The organism is Mesorhizobium sp. M0590, from assembly GCF_040320905.1.
Lineage (GTDB): Bacteria > Pseudomonadota > Alphaproteobacteria > Rhizobiales > Rhizobiaceae > Mesorhizobium.
The window spans coordinates 1-21,198 of the sequence record NZ_JAMYQN010000032.1 but is presented as its reverse complement, the minus strand read 5'-3'; the positions used below and the strand labels follow the sequence as shown (position 1 = coordinate 21,198).

Below are 21,198 nucleotides of genomic sequence, written 5' to 3'. Positions count from 1 at the left end.
GGCCTGTTTACTGCAACCCGACGGCATCGACCGCGCCCTTCGGGCAGCCAGCCTTGGCTGTCGGCGCCGAGGCAAGCAGCAGGGCACCGAGCGAAGCGTTCGAAGCGATCGGGCCGGTCAGGCCGAGCGTCAGTTCGCCGATCAGCCGCCTGCCGTTCGAAGGATCGACCACGCAGGACACGCGGACCCGGTCGCCCGCGCCTTTGCCGAAGGCACTGTCGAAGGTGCTGCGGATCTGATCGGACGTGAGCTGCTTGCCGATGTTCCTGGCGAAGAGATCGCGCACCGGCGACGCGTTCACCGCGCGCATCAGGTTCAAAGCGACGGAGAAATACTCCTGCTGGCTCTTGCCGTAGCAGGTGCCGTGCTTGATCCATTCATGCCTTTCGAGGGCGGATGCGGTGCCCGGCATCACCTGGTCGAGTTCCGCTCGCGTTTTCGGGTCAAGGGTGACCGGCGGCAAGTCTCGCCAGTGCGCCGGATCGTCGTTCGCCTTGTCGCTTGCGGCGACCTGGCAATAGAAATTTCCGTTCGGCTGCGGCCACAACCCATGCAAGGTGAAGTGGGTCGCCTCGAAACCGGCGGCGGTCTGCGCACGGCATTCGGCCTTGCTGGATTTGGTCTCGCAGAAAGCCGGCTGCCAGCTCAGCGCGAAGACATATTCCGGCTTTCCGGACGCCGATGGCTTGTTCGGCTCGGCAGGCGCCGGTGCAGCCGGCATCGTCGACGCGCTGCCGCCCGAAACACGACCGCAGCTGATCTTAACCCAGCGGCGCTCCGGATCGGCGCCCGGCACGCGAATGAGATAGTGCGTGGGCGCGTCCTTGTTGCCGGCCAGCAGATCATAACTCTGACCAGCCGCGGTCGAGACATTGCCGGGATTCTTGCCGTTCTTGATCGCCTGCGTTGCCGGACAGGCGGCATCGGCGACGAAAGAGCCGGTCATCTTCACATCGGCCCGCGCCGCGCTTGCGCCAGCAAACGCAACAAACACCGCCCCCCATATCGCCCAAATCCGCATTCCGGCACTCCTCGTGATTCACGCCGCAAGCTAGAAACTTGCGACATGTCAGAATTACGATTTCTTTCGCCGGCCGTAAAAACAATCGCCAGCGCATTGAGACGGCTCCCGCGCGGTCGATCAGGATCCGCCCGCCTCCACCCGTTCCGTCAGGGTGCGCAGCAGATCAAGCGAGGCTTTCAGCGCGTCGGCGTCCATACCCTCCGAAACGCGGTTCGCCCAAACATGCTGGCGTGTGCCGATATTCTTGACCGCTGCCCGGCCGGCATCGGTTATCGACAACAGCTTGGCGCGGCGATGCGCCGGGTTGTCGGCGTAGGCGGCAAGCCCCTCCGCAGCCAGTATGTCGGCCAGCCGCTGTACACTCTGACGGGCGAGACCCATGTCGCGGGCGATGTCGGCCACAGATTTCGGCTCCTTCAAAACTGCACCCAAAACCTGCCAGCGCGCTGCCGTCAGCCCGGTTGGAGCGGCCAGCCGGTCGGCCGCATCCAGAAAACTGCCGTTCATCCTGAACACGGCAAGCACCAGTTCGGTGAGCACATTTGCCGCTTCGGTCCTGGTCGTCATTTCTGGCCGGCCTCGATGGTCGCGACGAAATTATTAACGGCTTCGGCTACGACCTCGGGCTTGTCAAGCATCACCCAATGGCCGCTGCCCGCCACGATCTGGCGCGGAATGTCCGTGCGCAGCCGGTAGAGCGCGGCTGGAGTGTCACTGGCCTCGGTAGCCAATACGAACATAGGCCCGCGATACGCATCGAGTGCCGGCTCCGGGTTCCATTCGGCCAGTGCCTTGCCGACACCTGCCCTCGCCGCCGGATCGACCACTGCCGCATCGGCCAGAACACGCTGGCGAACAGCCGCGTTAGGGCCGGCAATCGACGTGTAATAGGCGTTCAGGACATCACGGCCTTGCGGACCGGCCAGATCGCGGACAAAGCCGTCACGAATCGCCTGCGGCAGCGCACGAGGATCGGTCGCCGGGTCGACGAGCAAGACACCGGCGACCCGGTCGGCATGGCTGGCGGCATAAGCGAGCGCCACGCCACCGCCGCCGCTGTGCGCGACAATGAGAAACCGCTTCAGGCCAAACGCGTCGGCCACGGCACCGACATCCATTGCACGACCGTCATAACCATAGTCACCGTCCTGCGCCGGCGCGGAGGCGCCATGACCGCGAAAATCGAAGGCTACCGCCTCGCGGCCTTCGACGGAGAGCTGCATCACCCGGTTCCAGTGGGAAGCGCGGCTGCAATCTCCATGCAGGAACATGATCGGCAGGCCATTGCCGGCGTTGATCCTATAAGTGGCAAGCTGGCCTTGCGGGCCTGGAACAGTGGACGTCATCATGGCCATCTCCCTGGTTTCCTGACTGAACGCAGCAATCCCTGACAACAGGGTGACCGTCGTGAAGGCGAAGCCCGTCAGCAAGATTGCACGCCGCGAAATGGCCCCGGTGGTTTTCATAGTCATACCCCCAATCTGCCGCTGACCATTTGACAGTATGCTGTCATGTAATCACATTGACAGCATGCTGTCAACTACCGTCGAATGGGTACCCTACGTCCCTTGACGTCGATCGCTGCGTCGCCCAACAGTCGCCGACGGGAGCGAGACATGCCATTTGACAAGCAGAGGATGCTGGCATCGCCGACCGGCGCCGAGCTCAACCTTTATGTGAAACACGCCATCGGCCAACCGCGCGCCATTGTCCAGGTCAATCACGGGTTGGCCGAGCACGCGGCGCGCTATGCCCGTTTCGCCGATTTCCTTGGCGAGCGCGGCTATCAGGTCTACGCGCACGACCACCGTGGCCACGGCGCCACCAAGGCGCCCGACGCGCCACCTGGCAGGTTCGCCGATGCGGATGGCGGTGCCAAGGTCATCGCCGATGTCGCCGCCGTCCATGATCTCATTGCCAGGGAACAGCCGGGCCTGCCGGTCATCGTCTTCGGTCACTCCTTGGGCGCGTCGGTCGCGCTGAACTTTGTCCTCCGCCACTCGGCGCGCATCCATGCCGCCGCGATCTGGAACGGCAATTTCTCGGCCGGACTGCTCGGCCAAATCGCGTTGGCCATGCTTGGTTGGGAAAAGTTCCGGCTTGGCTCAGACGTGCCGTCGCGCCTGCTGCCCCGGCTGACGTTCCGGGCCTGGGGCAAGGCGGTGCCCAATCACCGGACGCCGTTCGACTGGCTGTCGCGCGATGCCGCTGAAGTCGAGAAATACATCGCCGACCCGCTTTGCGGCTGGGACGCATCGGTGTCGATGTGGCAGGACATCGTCATGATGACGCTGCATTGCAGCAGCGACCGCAATTTTTCCGGCGTGCGGCGCGACCTGTTCGTCAATCTGGTCGGAGGCGAGCAAGATCCGGCCTCGGACGGCGGCAAGGCGGTCAGCCATCTTGCCGGCCGGATGCACATGATGGGTTTTTTGAATCTCGTTTCAAAGGTTTACGCCAAAACCCGCCACGAAAGCCTGAACGAGATCAACCGAGACATCATCATGGAGGATTTTGCCGCCTGGGCCGACCGCGTGCTGAGGGCACAGTGATACTGGCCCATTGCAAGGGCCGTGACAGCGGCGCGCGGGATTGATAGAGGCTGCGCTTTCGATCAACCACGGTGATCCATGACTGAGCCTCCGCTCAAAGGCATCCGCGTCATCGAACTCGCACGCATCCTCGCCGGGCCATGGGCCGGACAGCTGCTTGCCGACCTCGGCGCCGACGTGATCAAGGTCGAGAGCCCGGACGGCGGCGACGACACCCGCAAATGGGGACCGCCCTTCGTCATCGGCCATGACGGCGAGAACCTTTCGGCCGCTTATTACCATTCCTGCAACCGCGGCAAGCGCTCCATCGCCATCGACTTCTCGACGCCCGAGGGTGCCGAGACGGTGCGCCGGCTGGTCGCGACATCGGATGTGCTGATCGAAAACTTCAAAGTCGGCGGACTGAAGAAATACGGCCTCGACTATGACAGCCTGAGGAAAATCAACTCGCGGCTGATCTATTGCTCGATCACCGGTTTTGGCCAGTCGGGACCGTATGCGCCGCGTGCCGGCTATGATTTCATCATCCAGGGCATGGCCGGCATGATGTCGATCACCGGCGAAGCCGGCCGCGAACCGCAAAAGGCGGGCGTCGCTATTTCGGATGTTTTCACCGGGCTTTATTCGGTCATCGCCATCCAGGCGGCGCTTCGCCATGCCGAGAAGACCGGCGAAGGCCAGCATATCGACATGGCGCTCTACGACACCCAGATCTCGACGCTCGGCAACCAGAACCTCAACTATCTCGTCTCCGGACAGTCGCCGGTGCAGATGGGCAATGCGCATATGAACATCGCGCCCTACGAAGTGGTGCCGGTGAAAAATGGCCACATCATCCTGGCGGTCGGCAATGACGGCCAGTTCGCAAAGTTCTGCGCTGCCGTCGGCCTCGACGAGCTGGCGTCGAACCCTGACTTCGCCACCAATCCCGCCCGCGTCGCCAACCGGGCAAAGCTGCGCGAGCATATGATCGAGGCGCTGAAAGCCTTCGATCGCGACCCGTTGCTGGCCAGACTTGAGACTGCCGGAGTGCCGGCCAGCCCGATCAACAACATCGGCCAGATGTTTGCCGACCCGCAGACCATAGCGCGCGGCATGCGGCTCGACCTCGATGACGGCCATGGCAATCTCTTGCCCTCGGTGCGGGCGCCGATGGTCATGTCCGGCACGCCACTGGTCTATGAGCGCCCGTCGCCGCGTCTCGGCGAACACACCGAAGAAATCCTTGCCGAACTGGAGAGGTCAGGAAAATGAAGACCGGCGGACAACTCATCGTCGATGCGCTCGAAGCCAACGGAACGGACCGTATCTATTGCGTACCTGGCGAATCCTATCTGGCGGTGCTCGACGCGCTGCATGATTCACCGATCCGCACAATCGTCTGCCGCCAGGAGGGCGGTGCCGCAATGATGGCCGACTGCCATGGCCGCCTAACCGGCAGGCCCGGCATCTGCTTCGTCACCCGTGGCCCAGGCGCCACCAATGCCTCGGCCGGCATCCACATCGCGATGCAGGATTCAGTCCCCCTCATCCTGTTCATCGGCCAGGTCGCCAGCCACGCCAAGGGGCGCGAGGCCTTCCAGGAGGTCGACTACGTCAGGTTCTTCGGCGATATCGCCAAATGGGTGGTCGAGATCGACGACGCCGCACGCATACCCGAATTCGTCACACGCGCCTTTGCGGTGGCGACGTCCGGTCGCCCGGGCCCGGTCGTCATCTCGCTGCCCGAGGACATGCTGACCAGCCTCGCCGAGGCACCGGACGCCCGGCATTATACCCCTGTCGAGACGCGGCCTGGCGAAGTCGAGCTCGACGCACTGGAAGTGTTGCTCAACAAGGCAAAGCGGCCCTTCGTCATCCTCGGCGGTACGCGCTGGGACGCGGAGGCCGTTGCACGGATGCGGACGATAGCCGAAGCCTGGTCGCTGCCGGTCGGCTGCTCCTTCCGCCGCCAGATGCTGTTCGACCATCTCCACCCGAACTATGCCGGCGATGTCGGCATCGGCATCAATCCCAAGGTAGCAACCGCCATCAAGCAGGCCGACCTTGTGCTGCTGATCGGCGGCCGCATGGGCGAGATGCCGTCATCCGACTACACGCTGCTGAAGAGTCCCTACCCCGACCAGACGCTGGTCCATATCCATGCCGACGCCGGCGAACTCGGCCGCGTCTACCGGCCGGCGCTGGCGATCAATGCCTCGCCTGCCGCTTTCGTCGAAGCCTTTGCCAGACGCAAGCCGGCCGCAACGCCGGTGTGGGCGGCTGAGGCAGCGAAGCTGCACGCCGCCTATCTCGACTGGTCGACGCCTCCGGAGAGCGGCCCCGGCGCCGTCCAGATGGGGCCGATCATGAATTATCTCGAAACGATGCTGCCGGACGACGCCATCCTCACCAACGGCGCCGGCAACTACGCCACCTGGGTGCATCGCTACCATCGCTTCCGGCGTTTCGGCACGCAGGCAGCACCCACATCCGGCTCGATGGGCTACGGCACGCCGGCGGCGGTCGCCGCCAAGCAGCTTTTCCCCGACCGCGACGTGATCGCCTTCGCCGGCGACGGCTGTTTCCTGATGAACGGCCAGGAATTCGCCACCGCCGTGCAATACGGGCTGCCGATCATCGTCATCGTCGTCAACAATGGCATCTACGGCACCATCCGCATGCATCAGGAGCGCGAATATCCCGGCCGTGTCGTCGCCACGGACTTGAAGAATCCCGACTTTGCTGCTTTGGCCCGTGCCTATGGCGGCCATGGCGAGACGGTGGAAAAGACCGCCGACTTCGCCGCGGCCTTCGAGCGAGCGCGGGCCAGCGGCAAGCCGTCGATCGTAGAGATCAGGCTCGACCCTGAAGCCATCACGCCGACCCGCACGATGACCCAGATTCGCGACAAGGCCTGACAAAACAGGATGATTGCCCTGTTTTGTCGTCGTGATCTGCCTATTTGGCCTTCTCGATCTGGCCGCGGATCTCGCCGTCCGCGTGGGCCGCGGTGTGGATGTTGACGTAATATTTGCCAGCCTCAAGATCGGTGGCCTGGGCATCAGTCAATGTCGCCGAACCCTTGATCGGGCTCTTCAGCTTGCCTTCGAACGGCACCACTGGATCGGCGTTTTGACCCTTTTCCGCTGGGCCGTGAATGTGTGCGGCCTTCGCCGGCCCGCTGAGGCCGGAATATCTCACGGTCCAGCTGAGTTTCTTGGTGGCGGTGTTGAACCTGAGCGTGGCGGTGCCCTTGCCCTTCGTGGTGACGGGCGGGTTCTGCTGAGCACCATCGAGCGTCGCCGTCATCTTTATGGTTTCGGCCAAGGCCGGTGAAGCAGAGAAGATGGCTGCAGAAATGGCCAGCGCCGAAAGCATCGGCGTGAAGGACTGGATGCGCATGGAAACCTCCGTTGTGACACCCTTGGGCGGGTGCACCGGCACAACGATTTTGCGAGCGGATGTTTCCGCCGGTAACGTTCATTTTACCTCCCACTAAAAAGGGGCGGTCGCCCGCCCCTTTTCCGCTACAAGCCAGTTTGACAGCCCTATTTGATGGCCTTGTCGGTGATCGCCGTCGTGTAGGCGCCGGTAGGCTCCTTGCTGATGATCTTCTGGTCGAGCAGCGCCTTGGCGGTGCGCTCGTAGGTCGCCGGATCGAGCTTGCCATCGGCATTGTCGATCAGCTTGGCGACTTCGCCCATCATGCGCTTCTGGTGATTCTCGTCCTGGCCGCCATTGTCCATGACGATGCCGGCCGCTTCGTCGGAATTGTCGACGGCGTATTTCCAACCCTTCATCGAAGCGCGCACGAAACGCACCATCTTATCCTCGAAGGCCGGATCCTTGAGCTTGTCCTCCAGGGCATAGAGCCCGTCTTCGAGCAGATCATTGCCCATGGCGGAATAGTTGAAGACGGTCAGCTCTTCCGGCTTGTAGCCGGCGTCGATGAGCTGCCAGTACTCGTTATAGGTCATGACCGAAATGCAATCCGCCTGCTTCTGGATCAGCGGCTGCACGTCAAAGCTCTGCTTGAGCACGGTGACGCCGTCCGGCCCGCCATCGGTCTTGAGGCCAAGCTTGTTCATCCAGGCATAGAACGGATACTCGTTGCCGAAGAACCAGACGCCGAGCGTGTGGCCCTTGAAGTCGGCTTCCGTCTTGATCGGACCGTCCTTCGGGCAGACCAGCTCCATGCCGGCCTTCTTGAACGGCTGGGCGATGTTGACCAGCGGCACGCCCTTCTCGCGCGCAGCCAGCGCACCGCCCATCCAGTCGACGATGACGTCGGCGCCGCCGCCGGCAATAACCTGCTCCGGTGCAATGTCCGGTCCGCCGGGCTTGATATCGACGTCGAGGCCCTCGGCGTCATAGAAGCCCTTGGCCTTGGCGACATAATAGCCGGCGAACTGTGCCTGGGTGACCCATTTCAGCTGCAGCGTCACCTTGTCCGCGGCCAACGCCTGGAACGCGGCAAGCGACATCGCGCCGGCCAGCATCGAAACAACAAGTCTTTTCATGTTTTTACCCTCTGAAGTTAGCGCCCTAAACCCACCGCCCCTATCCACCACGGACAGAGGGATGCCAAAACGTGACTGCTCTCTCGAAAAGAGCGACCACGCCATAAAAGACCGAACCCGCAAGTGCTGCAACTGCGATTTCCGCCCACACCATGTCGATGTTCATCCGCCCGACTTCCGTCGAAATGCGGAATCCCATGCCGACCACCGGCGTGCCGAAGAACTCGGCGACGATGGCGCCGATCAGCGCCAGCGTCGAATTGATCTTCAACGCATTGAAGATGAAGGGTGCCGCCGCCGGCAGCCGCAGCTTGAACAGCGTCTGCCAGTAGCTCGAGGCATAGGTGCGCATCAGGTCGCGCTCCATATGGCCGGAGGCGGCAAGCCCGGCGACGGTGTTCACCAGCATCGGGAAGAAGGTCATGATGATGACCACCGCTGCCTTCGACTGCCAGTCGAAGCCGAACCACATGACCATGATCGGCGCGACGCCGATGATCGGCAGCGCCGACACCATATTGCCGATCGGCAAAAGCCCGCGCCGCAGGAACGGCACGCGGTCGGCGGCGATGGCAACGAGGAAGCCGGCGCTGCTCCCCGCCACATAGCCGAAGATAACCGCCTTGAAGATGGTCTGCCTGACATCGGCCCCCAGCACCGGCAGCGAGCCGACGATGCGTGCACCGATGGCGCTTGGCGGCGGCAACAGGATGAAGGGAATGCCGGCACCACGCGTCACCGCCTCCCAGATGATCAGGATCCAGGCGCCGAAGATGGCCGGAATGATCAGGCGCAGGGCGGTTGACGCCCAGCGCGATGTCGGGCGAAACGACGACAGGACCGTTACGCAGCGCCAGGCCAAAAACCACGCCGCGACGAGCAGCAGATAGAAGGATGCGCGAGCGCTGCCCTCATTGCCGGTTATGCCGGCGAGCAGCATCCACGCTGCGCCGTGCGCGCCAAGGAACAGCAACACCACCCCGATCATCGGTGGAAAGTTGTCGGCCTCGATTGCCACGAGCAGCAAAATGAAAATCAAAACCGTAGTTGCCATGCCGTAACCGGGCGTAGCACTGACGAGCGGCCAAAGAAGCAGCGCGCCGGCAAGCAGGACAAGCGCGGCATACCCCTGCCAGGATCGAGGCGTGATTGAGGAAAGGCTCAGGATGGAGCTCATGCCGGCCTCCCGCCCATGGCGCGGTCGACAAGGCGCCCGGCGATGCCGACGACCATCACCAGCAGCGCCGCGACCACCGACCCGGCAACCAGAGCCGACCAGATGTCGATGGTCTGGCTGTAATAGGCGCCGGCGAGCAATTTGGCGCCGATGCCGGCGACGGCGCCGGTCGGCAACTCGCCGACGATGGCGCCGACCAGGCTGGCGGCCACCGCCACCTTCATCGAGGTGAACAGGAACGGCACCGAAGCCGGCACGCGCAATTTCCAGAAGGTCTGCGAGGCACTGGCATTATAGGTGTGCATCAGGTCGAGATGGGTGAGCTCGGGCGAGCGCAGTCCCTTCACCATGCCGACCGCCACCGGGAAGAACGACAGATAGGTCGAGATCAGCGCCTTCGGGATAAGCCCGGTGATGCCGACCGCCGCCAGCACGACAATGATCATCGGCGCCACCGCCAGGATCGGAATGGTCTGCGAGGCGATGATCCACGGCATCAGACTGCGGTCGAGCGTCGCCACATGCACGATGCCGACGGCGATGACGATGCCGAGCGCCGTGCCGAAAGCAAAGCCGAGCAGCGTCGACGACAACGTCACCCAGGCATTGTAGACAAGGCTGCGGTTCGAGGTGATGCTACGCAGAAAGGTGTTTTCGAAAAAATTCACCGCCACCTGATGCGGCGCCGGCAGCGTCGGCTTCGGCTGTACCAGCGTCTTGCCGATGAATTCCACAATACCCGGTGTCTGATTGGCGCGGCGGTCGAGATCGCGCTGGAACGGCGCGTTGAGGATGACAGCCATGACGTACCAGACAACGACGACGCCCAGAAGGATCGAGGTCACCGGAACGATCTTGTCGCGAAACGAGTCCATCTAGCAGGCCTCGCAGGATGGGTGCCCTCCTCTCCCCAACGGGGAGAGGGTGGCCGGAGCGAAGCGGAGGCCGGGTGAGGGGGTAGAAATCTTTCCGTCGAGGCAAGCCAAGATCGTATCAAGGACCGCTCGGCGTTCGGCCAAGACTTCATGGTTCCAGAACCGAAGAACGGAATACCCGTGACCATTCAGCCAAGCAGTTCTCGCGGCATCGGTTGGAGATTCCGCGTGCTGGCTGCCGTCGATTTCCACGATCAGCGCGCTCTCACGACAGACGAAATCTGCAAAGAACGGCCCAAGCGGCACTTGCCTCACAAATTTGTAGCCGTTGAGATGGCGCCCTCTTAGTTCCCCCCAAAGCCTGTATTCAGCCTCGGTCTCGTCAAACCGCAGCTTTCGAGCGCGAGCGGTCGCCCCGATCTTTCTTTTGGTCGGATCCGCCAAGGCCCCCTCACCCGACCTCCGCTTCGCTCCGGCCACCCTCTCCCCGTTGGGGAGAGGAGGGAGCTCATCTTCCGCCGCCTCAATCATCATAGCTGTGCCCTGCCCTCAGCCCGTCCCGCACGCGTGCCGCGATGGCCAGGAACTCCGGCGTCTCGCGGATATCGAGCGGCCGCTTTTTCGGCAGCGTCGATTCTATGACGTCGCTGACACGCCCCGGGCGCGGCGACATGACGACGATGCGCGTCGACAGATAGACCGCCTCAGGGATCGAATGGGTGACGAAGCAGATAGTCTTGTTGGTCCGCTCCCAAAGCTCCAGCAACTGTTCGTTGAGGTGATCGCGCACGATCTCGTCCAGCGCGCCGAACGGCTCGTCCATCAACAAAAGGTCGGCATCGAAGGCGAGCGCCCGCGCGATCGAGGCGCGCTGCTGCATGCCGCCCGAAAGCTGCCAGGGGTATTTCTTCTCGAAGCCGCTGAGGTTGACAAGGTCGAGAGTGCGCTTGATGCGCGCCGCCTGCTCCGCCCTGGACAGGCCCATGATCTCCAGCGGCAGTGCCACATTGCGCTTGATCGTGCGCCACGGATAAAGTGCGGCCGCCTGGAAGACATAGCCATAGGCGCGGCTCTGGCGCGCCTGCTCGGGCGTCATGCCGTTGACGGAGATGGCTCCCGATGTCGGCTTCTCCAGATCGGCGATGACGCGCAGCAAGGTCGTCTTGCCGCAGCCGGAGGGCCCGATGAAGGACACGAATTCCCCCTTGCCGATGGTCAGGTCGACATTCGACAGCGCCTGCACCGGACCATCATTGGTCTGGAAGGTCAGGCCAAGCTTGCTTGCCGAAACAACGGCTGGCGATACTCCCGTCATCGGCCGTAGCCTGTCGCTTCCGGCCACTGCGGCGCCGGCCGGAATCCCATTGATTTTACCCTGATGTTGCTTTCCACTCGCCCAGTCCTACTCGCCCAGTCCTACTCGCCCCAGTTCTACTCGCCCCAGTTTTACTCGCCCCAGTTCTACGCGCCCTTGTCCCATCAGATAGACGCCCGGAGTTGCCCCGATGTCGCCCAAACCGACTTGCCATCTTATCCGCCCTGAAAGCTCTTATGAAGGCAAGCAGGGCCTGAGTTATTTCGCCGGTATCGCCGCCGAAACAGTCGGCTCGTCCGGCATCTGCATGCATCTGCTGACCATGCCGCCGGGTGCCCGCGCCAGGGCGCATATGCACGAAAACCATGAAACCGCGATCTATGTGCTCTCCGGCGAAGTCCATACCTGGTATGGCGACCGGCTCGAACAGCATATCGTGGTCAAGGCCGGCGATCTTTTCTATATTCCCCCCGGCGTGCCGCATCTGCCGGCCAATCTGAGCGACGGCCCCGCCTCGGCGGTCATTGCCCGAACCGATCCCAACGAACAGGAAAGCGTCGTCCTGCTGCCGGAACTGGACGGGTTGGTCGCCTGACGCCGGCATCGAGGCAGCGGTCGTCATCGGCACCGTCACGAACATGATTTCAGCGGCCCTATCTCCTCAAGGCCGGGAATGGTCACGAAGAAACCGTCCCCTCCTCTGTTGATGACCTTGACGACATCCGTGGTCGTGCCCTCCTCGCCCTCGGCGAAACAGGTGGAGCTCAACAACAAGGTGCCAGGCGCTGTCGTCAGTCGCTGTGCGAACTGGCAGCCGCTGCCATAGGTTTCGACGCCGTCGGCGGTCAGCACGACATAATCGTCGCTGTCCTGATAACCGAGCCGTACACCAGCGCAACCGACCTCATTGCCAAAGGAGCCGGCAAGGACGTCAGCCGCCGCCGGCCCGGCGGCAAGGATCACCGCGGCCATTGAGATAATCGCTCCGTGGCTCGCCAAGCTCAAACGCCCGTCGCCGGGATGCCCGTCCGTTCCACCTTGCGCGGCGCGGAAATTTCCTTCCACGTCGACAGCGCCCGGTTGACCGCCGCGTTCGGCTCGCGAGCGACGAACTCGCCATGGCCGGGCTTCGCCTTGACCTCGTTTTCCTCGATCGACAGTTCGCCGCGCGAGAAGACGAAGCGCGGCAGGCCGGTTACCTCAAAACCTTCGAAGACATTGTAGTCGATCACCGACTGCTGCTTCTTGGCCGTGATCTTCTTCTTGCGCTTCGGGTCCCAGACGATGATGTCGGCGTCCGCGCCTTCGACGATGGCGCCCTTCTTCGGGTACATGTTAAGGATCTTGGCGATGTTGGTCGAGGTCACCGCGACGAACTCGTTCATCGTCAGCCGGCCGGTCTTAACGCCGGTCGTCCACAGCACCGGCAAACGATCCTCGAGCCCGCCCGTGCCGTTCGGGATCTTGGTGAAGTCGCCGACGCCGTTGCGCTTTTGTTTGGTGGTGAAGGCACAATGGTCGGTCGCCACCACTTGCAGCGACCCGGCCTGCAGGCCGGCCCACAGCGAATCCTGGTGCAGTTTGTTGCGGAAGGGCGGGCTCATCACCCGGCGCGCCGCGTGGTCCCAGTCCTTGTTGAAATATTCGCTCTCGTCCAGCGTCAGGTGCTGGATCAGCGGCTCGCCGAATACCCGCATGCCTTTCTGGCGCGCCCGGCGGATGGCTTCGTGCGCCTGCTCGCAGGAGACATGCACGACATAGAGCGGCACGCCGGCCATGTCGGCGATCATGATGGCGCGGTTGGTCGCCTCGCCTTCCACTTCCGGCGGGCGCGAATAGGCGTGTCCCTCCGGACCACTATTTCCCGCCGCAAGCAGCTTCTGCGACAGCGCCGCCACCACGTCGCCATTCTCGGCATGGACCAGCGGCAGCGCGCCAAGATCGGCACAGCGCTGGAACGACGAATAGAGCTCGTCGTCATCGACCATCAGCGCGCCCTTGTAGGCCATGAAATGCTTGAACGAGGTAATGCCCCTGTCGACGACGGTGGCCATCTCGTCGAACACCTGCTTGCCCCACCAGGTGATCGCCATGTGGAAGGAATAGTCGCAGGACGCTTTCGAGGTCTTGTTGTCCCACATCTGCAGGGCCTCGAGCAGCGACTGCTGCGGCGCCGGCAGACAGAAATCGACGACCATCGTCGTGCCGCCGGCAAGGGCCGCGCGGGTACCGGATTCAAAGTCGTCGGCCGAATAGGTGCCCATGAACGGCATTTCGAGATGGGTATGCGGGTCGATGCCGCCCGGCATCACATAGCAGCCGCTGGCGTCGAACTCATGGTCGCCATGCAAATCCGAGCCGATGCCGATGATCTTGCCGTGCTTGAACAGCACGTCGGCCTTCCACGTGCGGTCGGCGGTGACGATGGTGCCATTCTTGATGACTTTGGACATTTTCATGTTCCCTTTGTTCTCTTCGCGCTTCTTGTGAGCGGCGTTGCGAGGCTATCCCATCATTCGACAATCACCGCCGTGTCGACGACCGCATGGAACAGCACGTCGGCGCCGGCCGTTGCCCATTCCTTGGTGATTTCCTCGGCCTCGTTGTGGCTGAGACCGTCGACGCAGGGGCACATCACCATTGCGGTGGGTGCGACGCGGTTGATCCAGCAGGCGTCATGGCCGGCGCCGGAGACGATGTTGCGATGCGTATATCCCAGGCGCTCCGCCGCATCCCGCACAGCCTTGACGCAGCCCGCGTCGAAAGTGACCGGGTCGAAATGGCCGACCTGCTCGATTTGATATTTGATGTCGAGCGCGTCGCAGATCGTGTCGATGCCTTCGCGGATGCGCCCGTCCATGGCGTCCAGCACCTCCTTTTCCGGCGAGCGGATGTCGATGGTGAAGACGGTGCGCCCGGCGATGATGTTGCGCGAGTTCGGATAGACCTCCATATGGCCGACCGCGCCGACGGCGTCGGGCTGATAGTCCATGGCGATCTCGTGCACCAGTTCGATCACCCGCGCCATGCCGAGCCCGGCATTGCGCCGCTTCGGCATCGGCGTCGAGCCGGTGTGCGCCTCCTTGCCGGTCAGCGTCACCTGCAGCCATTTCAACCCTTGCCCGTGGGTGACGACACCGATATCGATGCCCTCGTCCTCAAGGATCGGGCCCTGCTCGATGTGCAATTCGAAGAAAGCGTGGATCTTGCGCTCGCCGACTTTCTCGGTGCCCTTCCAGCCGATCCGTTCGAGCTCCTCGCCGAATTTCTTGCCGTCCTTGTCGACATGCGAATAAACGTCGGCCTGGTCGAGCACGCCGGCGAATACCCCGGACGCCATCATCGCCGGCGCAAAGCGGGCGCCTTCCTCGTTGGTCCAGTTGGTGACGACGATCGGGTGCTTGGTCTTGATGCCGAGATCGTTGAGCGAGCGCACGACCTCCAGGCCGCCGAGCACGCCGAGCACGCCGTCATACTTGCCGCCGGTCGGCTGGGTGTCGAGATGGCTGCCGACATAGACCGGCGGCAGGCTGGGGTCGGTGCCTTCGCGACGGGCAAACATCGTACCCATCTCGTCGACGCCCATTTCGAGCCCCGCCTCATCGCACCAGCGCTTGAACAGATGCCGCCCTTCGCCGTCCTCGTCGGTAACGGTCTGGCGATTGTTGCCGCCGGCAATGCCGGGGCCGATCTTCGCCATCTCCATTATCGAATCCCACAAACGGTCTGAATTGATTCGCAAATTCTCGCCGGGGGCGGCCATATTCTAAAACCTCATTGGTTGTGGCACGCCAGCGTCCCCCTCCCCCTCGAGGGGAGGGTGGCCGCGAAGCGGTCGGGTGGGGTCGGCTGACATGCGCGCGACCTTCTCCTTGACCACCTGTGCGACATGCCAGGCGCTGTTTATGACATCGGGCTCATCGACGCGAAAGATATCGAACCCGAGCGATCGCAGATAGGCATCACGGACGGCGTCGTGCCGTTTGCCCTTCTCCTGTTCGTGCAGATCACCATCGACTTCAACGACCAGCTTTACCGCAAGGCAAGCAAAGTCGACGATATAAGGCCCGATCGGACACTGGCGGCGGAACTTGATGCCGGCCGATTTCAATTCGCGCAGTTCATACCACAGCAGGGATTCGCCTTTGGTCGCATGAACTCGAAGCGCGCGCGCCTTTTGGCGCATTTCGAAGCTCACGCGGGTCCGGGGCATCATAGGCACCTATGCGGCCGAAGGTCAGGCTGGCGCACTGCCGCACCGACCCCACCCGGCCGCTTCGCGGCCACCCTCCCCTCGAGGGGGAGGGAAAGCTGCGGCAAATTCGTCAATCCACGGCCCTCAGCACTTCGCGCACATGGTCGATCAATTCGTTGATCTGACCTTTGGTGATGATCAGCGGCGGCGATAGCGCGATGATGTCGCCGGTGGTGCGGATCAATGCACCACGCTCGAACGCCTTGACGAAAGCCGAGAAGGCCCGCTTCGTCGGCTGGCCGGTGATCGGCGCCAGCTCGATCGCGCCGATCAGGCCGATGTTTCTGATATCGATGACGTTCGGCTCGCCCTTCAGCGAGTGCAGCGCGTCCTCCCAGTACGGCGCCAGTTCCTCGCCGCGCGTCAGCAGCCCCTCTTCCTTGTAGGTGTCGAGCGTGCCCAACGCCGCCGCGCAGGCGATCGGATTGCCCGAATAGGTGTAGCCGTGGAAGAACTCGATCATGTGCTCGGGCCCAGTCATGAACGCGTCGTGGATTTCCTTCTTTACGAACACCGCGCCCATCGGGATGACGCCGTTGGAGACGCCTTTGGCGGTGGTCATGATATCCGGCGTGACACCGAAATAGTCGGCGGCGAACGGCGTGCCGAGACGGCCGAAACCGGTGATGACTTCGTCGAAGATCAGCAAGATGCCGTGCTTGGTGCAGATCTCGCGCAGCCTCTCGAGATAGCCCTTCGGCGGCAGGATGACGCCGGTGGAACCGGCCACCGGCTCGACGATGACGGCGGCAATGGTCGAGGCGTCGTGCAGTGCGACGATGCGCTCCAGCTCGTTCGCCAGTTCCGCGCCATGCTCCGGCACGCCCTTGGTGAAAGAGTTCTTTTCCGGCAGATGCGTGTGTGGCATGTGATCGACGCCGCCGAGCAGCGTGCCGAACATCTTGCGGTTGGTGACAATGCCGCCGACGGAGATGCCGCCGAAATTGACGCCGTGATAGCCGCGCTCGCGGCCGATCAGACGGGTGCGCGAGCCCTCGCCTTTTACGCGGTGATAAGCGATTGCCATCTTCAGCGCCGTCTCGACCGATTCCGAGCCGGAATTGGTGAAGAACACATGGTCCATGCCCTTCGGCGCGATGTCGACCAGCCGGTTCGCCAGCTCGAACACGATCGGATGGCCCATCTGGAACGCGGGTGCGTAGTCAAGCTCTGCCGCCTGGCTCTGGATCGCCTCGGTGATCTTCGGGCGGCAGTGGCCGGCATTGACGCACCACAGGCCGGCGGTGCCGTCGAGCACCTTGCGCCCGTCGCTGGTCGTGTAGTGCATGTCCTTGGCCGACACCATCATGCGCGGCGCCTGCTTGAACTGCCGGTTTGCCGTGAACGGCATCCAGAATGCGCTGAGATCGTTCGGCGTGACTTTCAGCCGGTTGGACATGACCAAGACTTCCCCTTGTAACCTGTTTCGGTGCGGCTAACGCTTGGTCTTTCCAACGCTTGGTCTTCGCGACGTTTTCGTGCTACGCAAATTTTTGACCGGTTGGACAAACGTTAGCACCGCCTTATCAGCGGTCAAGGGATTACTAGCGGAAATGCGGCTTTCGAAGTGCGCTCCACAGGGCGAGGAAAAACTGGTCCAGAGAATTGGTCCAGACACTCCTCACGGCGAAGGTTTTGCGGGGTGACGGGGGCGGTCGAAAGCTCCCCTCCTCGCCGCACCCGCATTCAGCTGGAAAAGCGCGAGCTCATCCTGGAGGCGGCGCTAGAAGTCTTCTCCACCAACGGTTTTCGCGGCTCGACCATCGACCAGATCGCCGAAGCCGCCGGCATGTCGAAGCCGAACCTGCTCTATTATTTCCGCCGTAAGGAGGACATCCACGAGACGCTGATGCAGCGGCTTCTCGACACCTGGCTGGCGCCGCTGCGCGAACTCGACGACATCGGCGATCCGCTAACCGAACTGCGCAGCTACATCAGGCGCAAGCTGGAAATGGCGCGCGATTTCCCGCGCGAGAGCCGGCTGTTCGCCAATGAGATCCTGCAGGGCGCGCCGCGCATCATGCCGATGCTGGAAGGGGAGTTGAAGACGCTGGTCGACGAGAAAGCCAACGTCATCAAGGGCTGGATGCGCGCCGGCAAGATTGCCCGCACCGACCCCTGGCACCTGATCTTCTCGATCTGGGCGACGACGCAGCATTATGCCGATTTCGACGTGCAGGTCCGCGCCGTGCTCGGCCCCGATCGCGGCGGCGACGGCCGCTTCGAGGACGCCGCAAGATTTCTCGAGCAACTGTTCATCGACGGGCTGAAGCCGAAGGGCTGAGGCAGCTCGGCTGTCGCAAACCTCCCCCATTGCTTCGTCATCCTGGGGCGCAGCAAGGAGCGGAGCGACGCAGCGCAGACCCCAGGATCCATGCCGTGACCTCAGAGCGTTGCTGCGGTGCAGGATTCTGCTCCGCTGCACTCTTCCGTTAAGGTTACGGCATGGATCCCAGGGTCTCCGCGACGCCGCTTCGCGGCTGCTACGCCCCAGGATGACGAAGCTGGGTTCAGGCGCTGCGCCGCTCGGCCGGAAGCGTCTCCAGCAGCTGTTCGAGCTTGGCGATCGAGTTCTGCTCGGCGAGCGGCGTGTAGACGATCAGCTTCATGTCCGAGCCGTCGTCGATCGACAGGCTCATATGCTCGAACGCCATGGCGCCTGCCGTCGGATGCCTGACATGCTTCACACCCGACAGGTTGCGGGCCACATCGCGCAGCGGCCACCATGCCCGAAACTCCGGGCTCGAGCGCGTCATCAGCGCGATCAGCCGCTCGAAATCCGGATCGCCGACATATCTGGCGCTTTCTGCCCGGAATGACGCCAGCACGGCACGCGCCAGTTCCTCCCAGTCAACGAGCAGGCGCCGATGCTGCGGGCTGGTGAAAACCATATGGACGATGTTGCGGGCATCGCCCTCCAGCAGGCCATAGTCGCCAAACACGGCTGCCGCGGCAGAATTCCAGGCCAGCACGTCCCAGCGCCGCCCAAGGACATAGGCCGGCTGCAGGACCAGGCTCTGCAGCATGTGCAGCAACGGGCTATCGACCTTTTCCGGCGCGTCGACGCGACGCTCCGGCTGCGGGCGGCCGGCAAGGATGAACAGATGCCGTTGCTCGGCCGTGTCCAGGCGCAGCGCTCGGCTGAGCGCCGTAAGCACTTCCACCGAGGGCCGAACGTCACGGCCCTGCTCCAGCCAGGTGTACCAGGTCGTGCCGACGCCGGCGATCATCGCCACCTCCTCGCGCCGCAGCCCGGGTGTGCGCCGGCGCAGGCCGGTCGAGATGCCCGTGGCCGATGGCGTCAGCCTTTCGCGCCGCGAACGCAGAAAGGCGCCAAGCTCGCGGCGACGGCTGCCTTCGGCAGAATGCGTGGTGGAATCCATCGGCGCTATTATAGCAGTACCGATACCAGGATAAAGTTTGAACTGTTTGGCATGCGTCTGGTGCCCCATCTTTCTGCTCAGAGCGATGACATGGAGGCTCTGAACATGGAACTGAAAGACAAGACGATCCTGATTACCGGCTCGACCGACGGCGTCGGCAGAGTCGTGGCGCAAAGGCTCGGCGCCGGCGGCGCCCGCATCCTGGTGCATGGCCGCGACGCGACAAGGGGCAAGGCGACCGTGGCCGAGATCGAAGCCGCCGGCGGCAAGGCCGAGCTGCTTGTCGCCGATCTCTCCTCCCTGGCCGAGGTCCGCCGCCTCGCCGAAGCCGTCCGCGCTAGGACCAAGCGGCTCGATATCCTCATCAACAATGCCGGCGTCGGCACCGCCGGCCCCAACGCGAAACGACAGGTCAGCGCCGACGGCTACGAGTTGCGCTTTGCCGTCAACTATCTCGCCGGCTTCCTGCTCACTACGGAGCTGCTGCCGCTGCTCAAGTCCAGCGCGCCGACGCGCATCGTCAACGTCGCCTCGGCCGGCCAGCAGGCGATCGACTTCGACGACGTCATGCTGACCCGCTCCTATGACGGCGTCCGTGCCTACTGCCAGAGCAAGCTGGCGCAGATCATCTTCACCATCGATCTGGCGGAGCAGCTGAACGGCACCGGCGTCACGGTCAACAGCCTGCATCCGGCAAGCTACATGAACACCACGATGGTGCGGCAGGCGGGCGTCACACCCTGGAGTTCGGTCGAAACCGGCGCCGAAGCCATCATCAATCTCGCCACATCGCCCACGCTGGAAGGGCGAAGCGGCCTCTATTTCGACGGCCAAAGGGAATCCCGCGCCGATGCGCAAGCCTATGACGCGAAGGCGAGGCAGCAGTTGCGTGAATTGAGCCTCGGTCTTGTCGGGCTCGCACCCGCTTCCGCTACATCGAAGAAAGAAAATTCATGATCGAGAAAACGCAGCACGCCGTGATCGTCGGCGGCTCCTCCGGCATCGGCCTCGCCACCGCGAAAAAGCTGCTCGGCCCGGGCATGAAGGTGACGATCACCGGGCGCAGCAGGGAAAGGCTCGACAATGCATGGCAAAGCCTTGGCGGCGCCGTCGAAAAAGCTGCCTTCGATGCCGCGAAGCCGGACGAGGTTCGCCGGTTCTTCAGCGATCTCGGCCCTTTCGATCACCTGGTGCTGGCCGCCAGCGGCGGCAAGGGGCTCGGTCCGTTCGAAACACTTGACCTGACCGATATCGGCGGCGGCGTCGACGAGAAGGTCCGGCCACAGCTCTCCTGCCTGCAGGCCGCCTTGCCGACGCTGAACAAGAGCGGCTCGGTGACTTTCATCTCGGCGGTGTCGGCGCAATTGTCGGCGCCGGGTATCGCCGGCATCGCCGCCGTCAACGGCATGCTGCTGACCGTGGTGCCGATCCTGGCGATGGAGCTGAAGCCGTTACGCGTCAATGTCGTGGCACCGGGCGTCATCGACACGCCGTGGTGGGATTTCCTGCCCGATGAACAGCGCCATGCGGTGTTTGCCGAGTATGCCGGCAAGACGCCGGTCGGCCGCATCGGCCGCGCCGAGGACGTCGCTGAGGCGATTGCGTTCCTGGTTTCGAACAGCTTCGTCACCGGCCAGGTGCTGACCTGCGACGGCGGCTTGCGGTATGCGGCCTAAGGCGGCTGCCTCCACGAGGCGTGTCAAAGCGACTGCGCGATCAGCGCCAGAAATCCTCCGGTCAGCGCGACGTTGCCGACAAAGCCGTTGATGCGGGACGCGCGCTCGGGCCCCTGATGATCCCAGAAATTGTGGAACATCGGCGTAGCAAAAACCAGGAACAGGATCAGGCATGCCGCCGCCGGAGCGGTCCAGATGCCCGCGATCACCAACGCTCCGGCGATGATCTGCAGGACGATCCCCAGCCACAGCACCGGCCGCGCCTGCGGCACGCCGCGCGTCGTCATCAATTGGCTCACCAACGCCGCATTCTGGATGTTGCGCAGGCCGGCAAAGACAAAGGCGCCGCCAAGCAGCAGGCGGGCGGCGAATAGAATCTCACTATCAAAGTTTGAAAACATGCTGTCGGTCCTTGGAAAAGAGGCGCGCGGCCCAAGGC

At 63.2% G+C, this 21,198-nt stretch carries 23 protein-coding genes; 7 read left to right on the top strand and 16 right to left on the bottom strand.

Annotation, left to right across the window (positions count from 1 at the left end; translation table 11 throughout):
• Positions 1–7: 7 nt before the first annotated feature.
• The 3 genes from NKI52_RS30660 to NKI52_RS30650 all read right to left on the bottom strand — a co-directional run bounded on the left by NKI52_RS30660 (position 8) and on the right by NKI52_RS30650 (position 2,373).
• On the bottom strand, positions 8–1,021 hold the full coding sequence (locus NKI52_RS30660) for a ribonuclease T2 family protein (RefSeq protein ID WP_352700633.1): 1,014 nt from the start codon (positions 1,019–1,021) through the stop codon (positions 8–10).
• A gap of 120 nt (positions 1,022–1,141) precedes the next feature.
• Entirely contained in the window at positions 1,142–1,591 is a 450-nt protein-coding gene (locus tag NKI52_RS30655) for a MarR family winged helix-turn-helix transcriptional regulator (protein WP_023675882.1), read from the bottom strand.
• The gene (locus tag NKI52_RS30650) at positions 1,588–2,373 is read right to left on the bottom strand and encodes an alpha/beta fold hydrolase (RefSeq protein ID WP_352700632.1); all 786 of its coding nucleotides are present in this window, start codon (positions 2,371–2,373) and stop codon (positions 1,588–1,590) included. Before NKI52_RS30650 ends, NKI52_RS30655 begins: the two co-directional genes overlap by 4 nt.
• Positions 2,374–2,640: 267 nt before the next feature.
• Between NKI52_RS30650 and NKI52_RS30645 the strand changes: the two genes are divergently transcribed.
• The 3 genes from NKI52_RS30645 to NKI52_RS30635 all read left to right on the top strand — a co-directional run bounded on the left by NKI52_RS30645 (position 2,641) and on the right by NKI52_RS30635 (position 6,476).
• Positions 2,641–3,576, top strand: coding sequence for an alpha/beta fold hydrolase (locus NKI52_RS30645; protein WP_352700631.1), 936 nt, complete (start codon positions 2,641–2,643; stop codon positions 3,574–3,576).
• A gap of 78 nt (positions 3,577–3,654) precedes the next feature.
• Positions 3,655–4,830 (top strand): CaiB/BaiF CoA transferase family protein, encoded by a 1,176-nt coding sequence (locus tag NKI52_RS30640; RefSeq protein WP_352571797.1) that lies wholly within the window; start codon positions 3,655–3,657, stop codon positions 4,828–4,830.
• Positions 4,827–6,476: a thiamine pyrophosphate-binding protein gene (locus tag NKI52_RS30635; RefSeq protein ID WP_023675878.1), complete on the top strand. Its 1,650-nt coding sequence runs from the start codon at positions 4,827–4,829 to the stop codon at positions 6,474–6,476. The genes NKI52_RS30640 and NKI52_RS30635 overlap by 4 nt, the downstream gene beginning before the upstream one ends.
• 40 nt (positions 6,477–6,516) lie before the next feature.
• On the opposite strand, the gene NKI52_RS30630 is transcribed toward NKI52_RS30635, so the two are convergent.
• The 6 genes from NKI52_RS30630 to NKI52_RS30605 form a co-directional block, all read right to left on the bottom strand.
• On the bottom strand, positions 6,517–6,960 hold the full coding sequence (locus tag NKI52_RS30630; RefSeq protein ID WP_352700630.1) for a CHRD domain-containing protein: 444 nt from the start codon (positions 6,958–6,960) through the stop codon (positions 6,517–6,519).
• A gap of 146 nt (positions 6,961–7,106) precedes the next feature.
• Positions 7,107–8,078, bottom strand: a complete 972-nt coding sequence (locus tag NKI52_RS30625) for an ABC transporter substrate-binding protein (protein ID WP_352700629.1) — start codon at positions 8,076–8,078, stop codon at positions 7,107–7,109.
• 40 nt (positions 8,079–8,118) lie between these two features.
• Complete coding sequence (locus NKI52_RS30620) at positions 8,119–9,255, bottom strand: ABC transporter permease (protein ID WP_031211556.1); 1,137 nt, start codon at positions 9,253–9,255, stop codon at positions 8,119–8,121.
• On the bottom strand, positions 9,252–10,130 hold the full coding sequence (locus NKI52_RS30615; RefSeq protein WP_352471508.1) for an ABC transporter permease: 879 nt from the start codon (positions 10,128–10,130) through the stop codon (positions 9,252–9,254). The genes NKI52_RS30620 and NKI52_RS30615 overlap by 4 nt, the downstream gene beginning before the upstream one ends.
• Positions 10,131–10,661 (bottom strand): endonuclease domain-containing protein, encoded by a 531-nt coding sequence (locus NKI52_RS30610; protein ID WP_352700637.1) that lies wholly within the window; start codon positions 10,659–10,661, stop codon positions 10,131–10,133.
• The gene (locus tag NKI52_RS30605) at positions 10,654–11,445 is read right to left on the bottom strand and encodes an ABC transporter ATP-binding protein (protein WP_352589388.1); all 792 of its coding nucleotides are present in this window, start codon (positions 11,443–11,445) and stop codon (positions 10,654–10,656) included. Before NKI52_RS30605 ends, NKI52_RS30610 begins: the two co-directional genes overlap by 8 nt.
• A gap of 190 nt (positions 11,446–11,635) precedes the next feature.
• Here NKI52_RS30605 and NKI52_RS30600 point away from each other — a divergent pair, with 190 nt between their 5' ends.
• The gene (locus NKI52_RS30600) at positions 11,636–12,040 is read left to right on the top strand and encodes a cupin domain-containing protein (RefSeq protein WP_352700628.1); all 405 of its coding nucleotides are present in this window, start codon (positions 11,636–11,638) and stop codon (positions 12,038–12,040) included.
• A gap of 35 nt (positions 12,041–12,075) precedes the next feature.
• On the opposite strand, the gene NKI52_RS30595 is transcribed toward NKI52_RS30600, so the two are convergent.
• The 5 genes from NKI52_RS30595 to aptA form a co-directional block, all read right to left on the bottom strand.
• On the bottom strand, positions 12,076–12,417 hold the full coding sequence (locus NKI52_RS30595; RefSeq protein ID WP_031211553.1) for a hypothetical protein: 342 nt from the start codon (positions 12,415–12,417) through the stop codon (positions 12,076–12,078).
• A 29-nt stretch (positions 12,418–12,446) separates the two neighbouring features.
• Entirely contained in the window at positions 12,447–13,898 is a 1,452-nt protein-coding gene (gene hydA, locus NKI52_RS30590; protein WP_352621211.1) for a dihydropyrimidinase, read from the bottom strand.
• Positions 13,899–13,957: 59 nt separating this feature from the next.
• A complete protein-coding gene (locus NKI52_RS30585) occupies positions 13,958–15,208 on the bottom strand; it encodes a Zn-dependent hydrolase (protein WP_352700627.1) in 1,251 nt (416 codons plus the stop codon).
• A 3-nt stretch (positions 15,209–15,211) separates the two neighbouring features.
• On the bottom strand, positions 15,212–15,658 hold the full coding sequence (locus tag NKI52_RS30580) for an endonuclease domain-containing protein (protein WP_023675867.1): 447 nt from the start codon (positions 15,656–15,658) through the stop codon (positions 15,212–15,214).
• Positions 15,659–15,770: 112 nt separating this feature from the next.
• The gene (aptA, locus tag NKI52_RS30575) at positions 15,771–17,099 is read right to left on the bottom strand and encodes an omega-aminotransferase AptA (protein ID WP_352589376.1); all 1,329 of its coding nucleotides are present in this window, start codon (positions 17,097–17,099) and stop codon (positions 15,771–15,773) included.
• Positions 17,100–17,342: 243 nt separating this feature from the next.
• On the opposite strand from aptA, the gene NKI52_RS30570 reads away from it, so the two are divergent.
• A complete protein-coding gene (locus NKI52_RS30570) occupies positions 17,343–17,984 on the top strand; it encodes a TetR family transcriptional regulator C-terminal domain-containing protein (protein ID WP_023675865.1) in 642 nt (213 codons plus the stop codon).
• Positions 17,985–18,210: 226 nt separating this feature from the next.
• Here the strand turns inward: NKI52_RS30570 and NKI52_RS30565 are convergent, their stop codons facing one another.
• Positions 18,211–19,083, bottom strand: a complete 873-nt coding sequence (locus NKI52_RS30565) for a helix-turn-helix transcriptional regulator (RefSeq protein ID WP_352700626.1) — start codon at positions 19,081–19,083, stop codon at positions 18,211–18,213.
• 105 nt (positions 19,084–19,188) lie between these two features.
• On the opposite strand from NKI52_RS30565, the gene NKI52_RS30560 reads away from it, so the two are divergent.
• Positions 19,189–20,040 carry an SDR family NAD(P)-dependent oxidoreductase gene (locus NKI52_RS30560; protein ID WP_352700625.1) on the top strand — a complete coding sequence of 284 codons (852 nt, stop codon included), beginning with the start codon at positions 19,189–19,191 and terminating at the stop codon, positions 20,038–20,040.
• Complete coding sequence (locus NKI52_RS30555; protein ID WP_352700624.1) at positions 20,037–20,759, top strand: SDR family oxidoreductase; 723 nt, start codon at positions 20,037–20,039, stop codon at positions 20,757–20,759. Before NKI52_RS30560 ends, NKI52_RS30555 begins: the two co-directional genes overlap by 4 nt.
• A gap of 23 nt (positions 20,760–20,782) precedes the next feature.
• Here the strand turns inward: NKI52_RS30555 and NKI52_RS30550 are convergent, their stop codons facing one another.
• A complete protein-coding gene (locus tag NKI52_RS30550) occupies positions 20,783–21,160 on the bottom strand; it encodes a DoxX family protein (RefSeq protein ID WP_352700636.1) in 378 nt (125 codons plus the stop codon).
• Positions 21,161–21,198 lie beyond the last annotated feature (38 nt).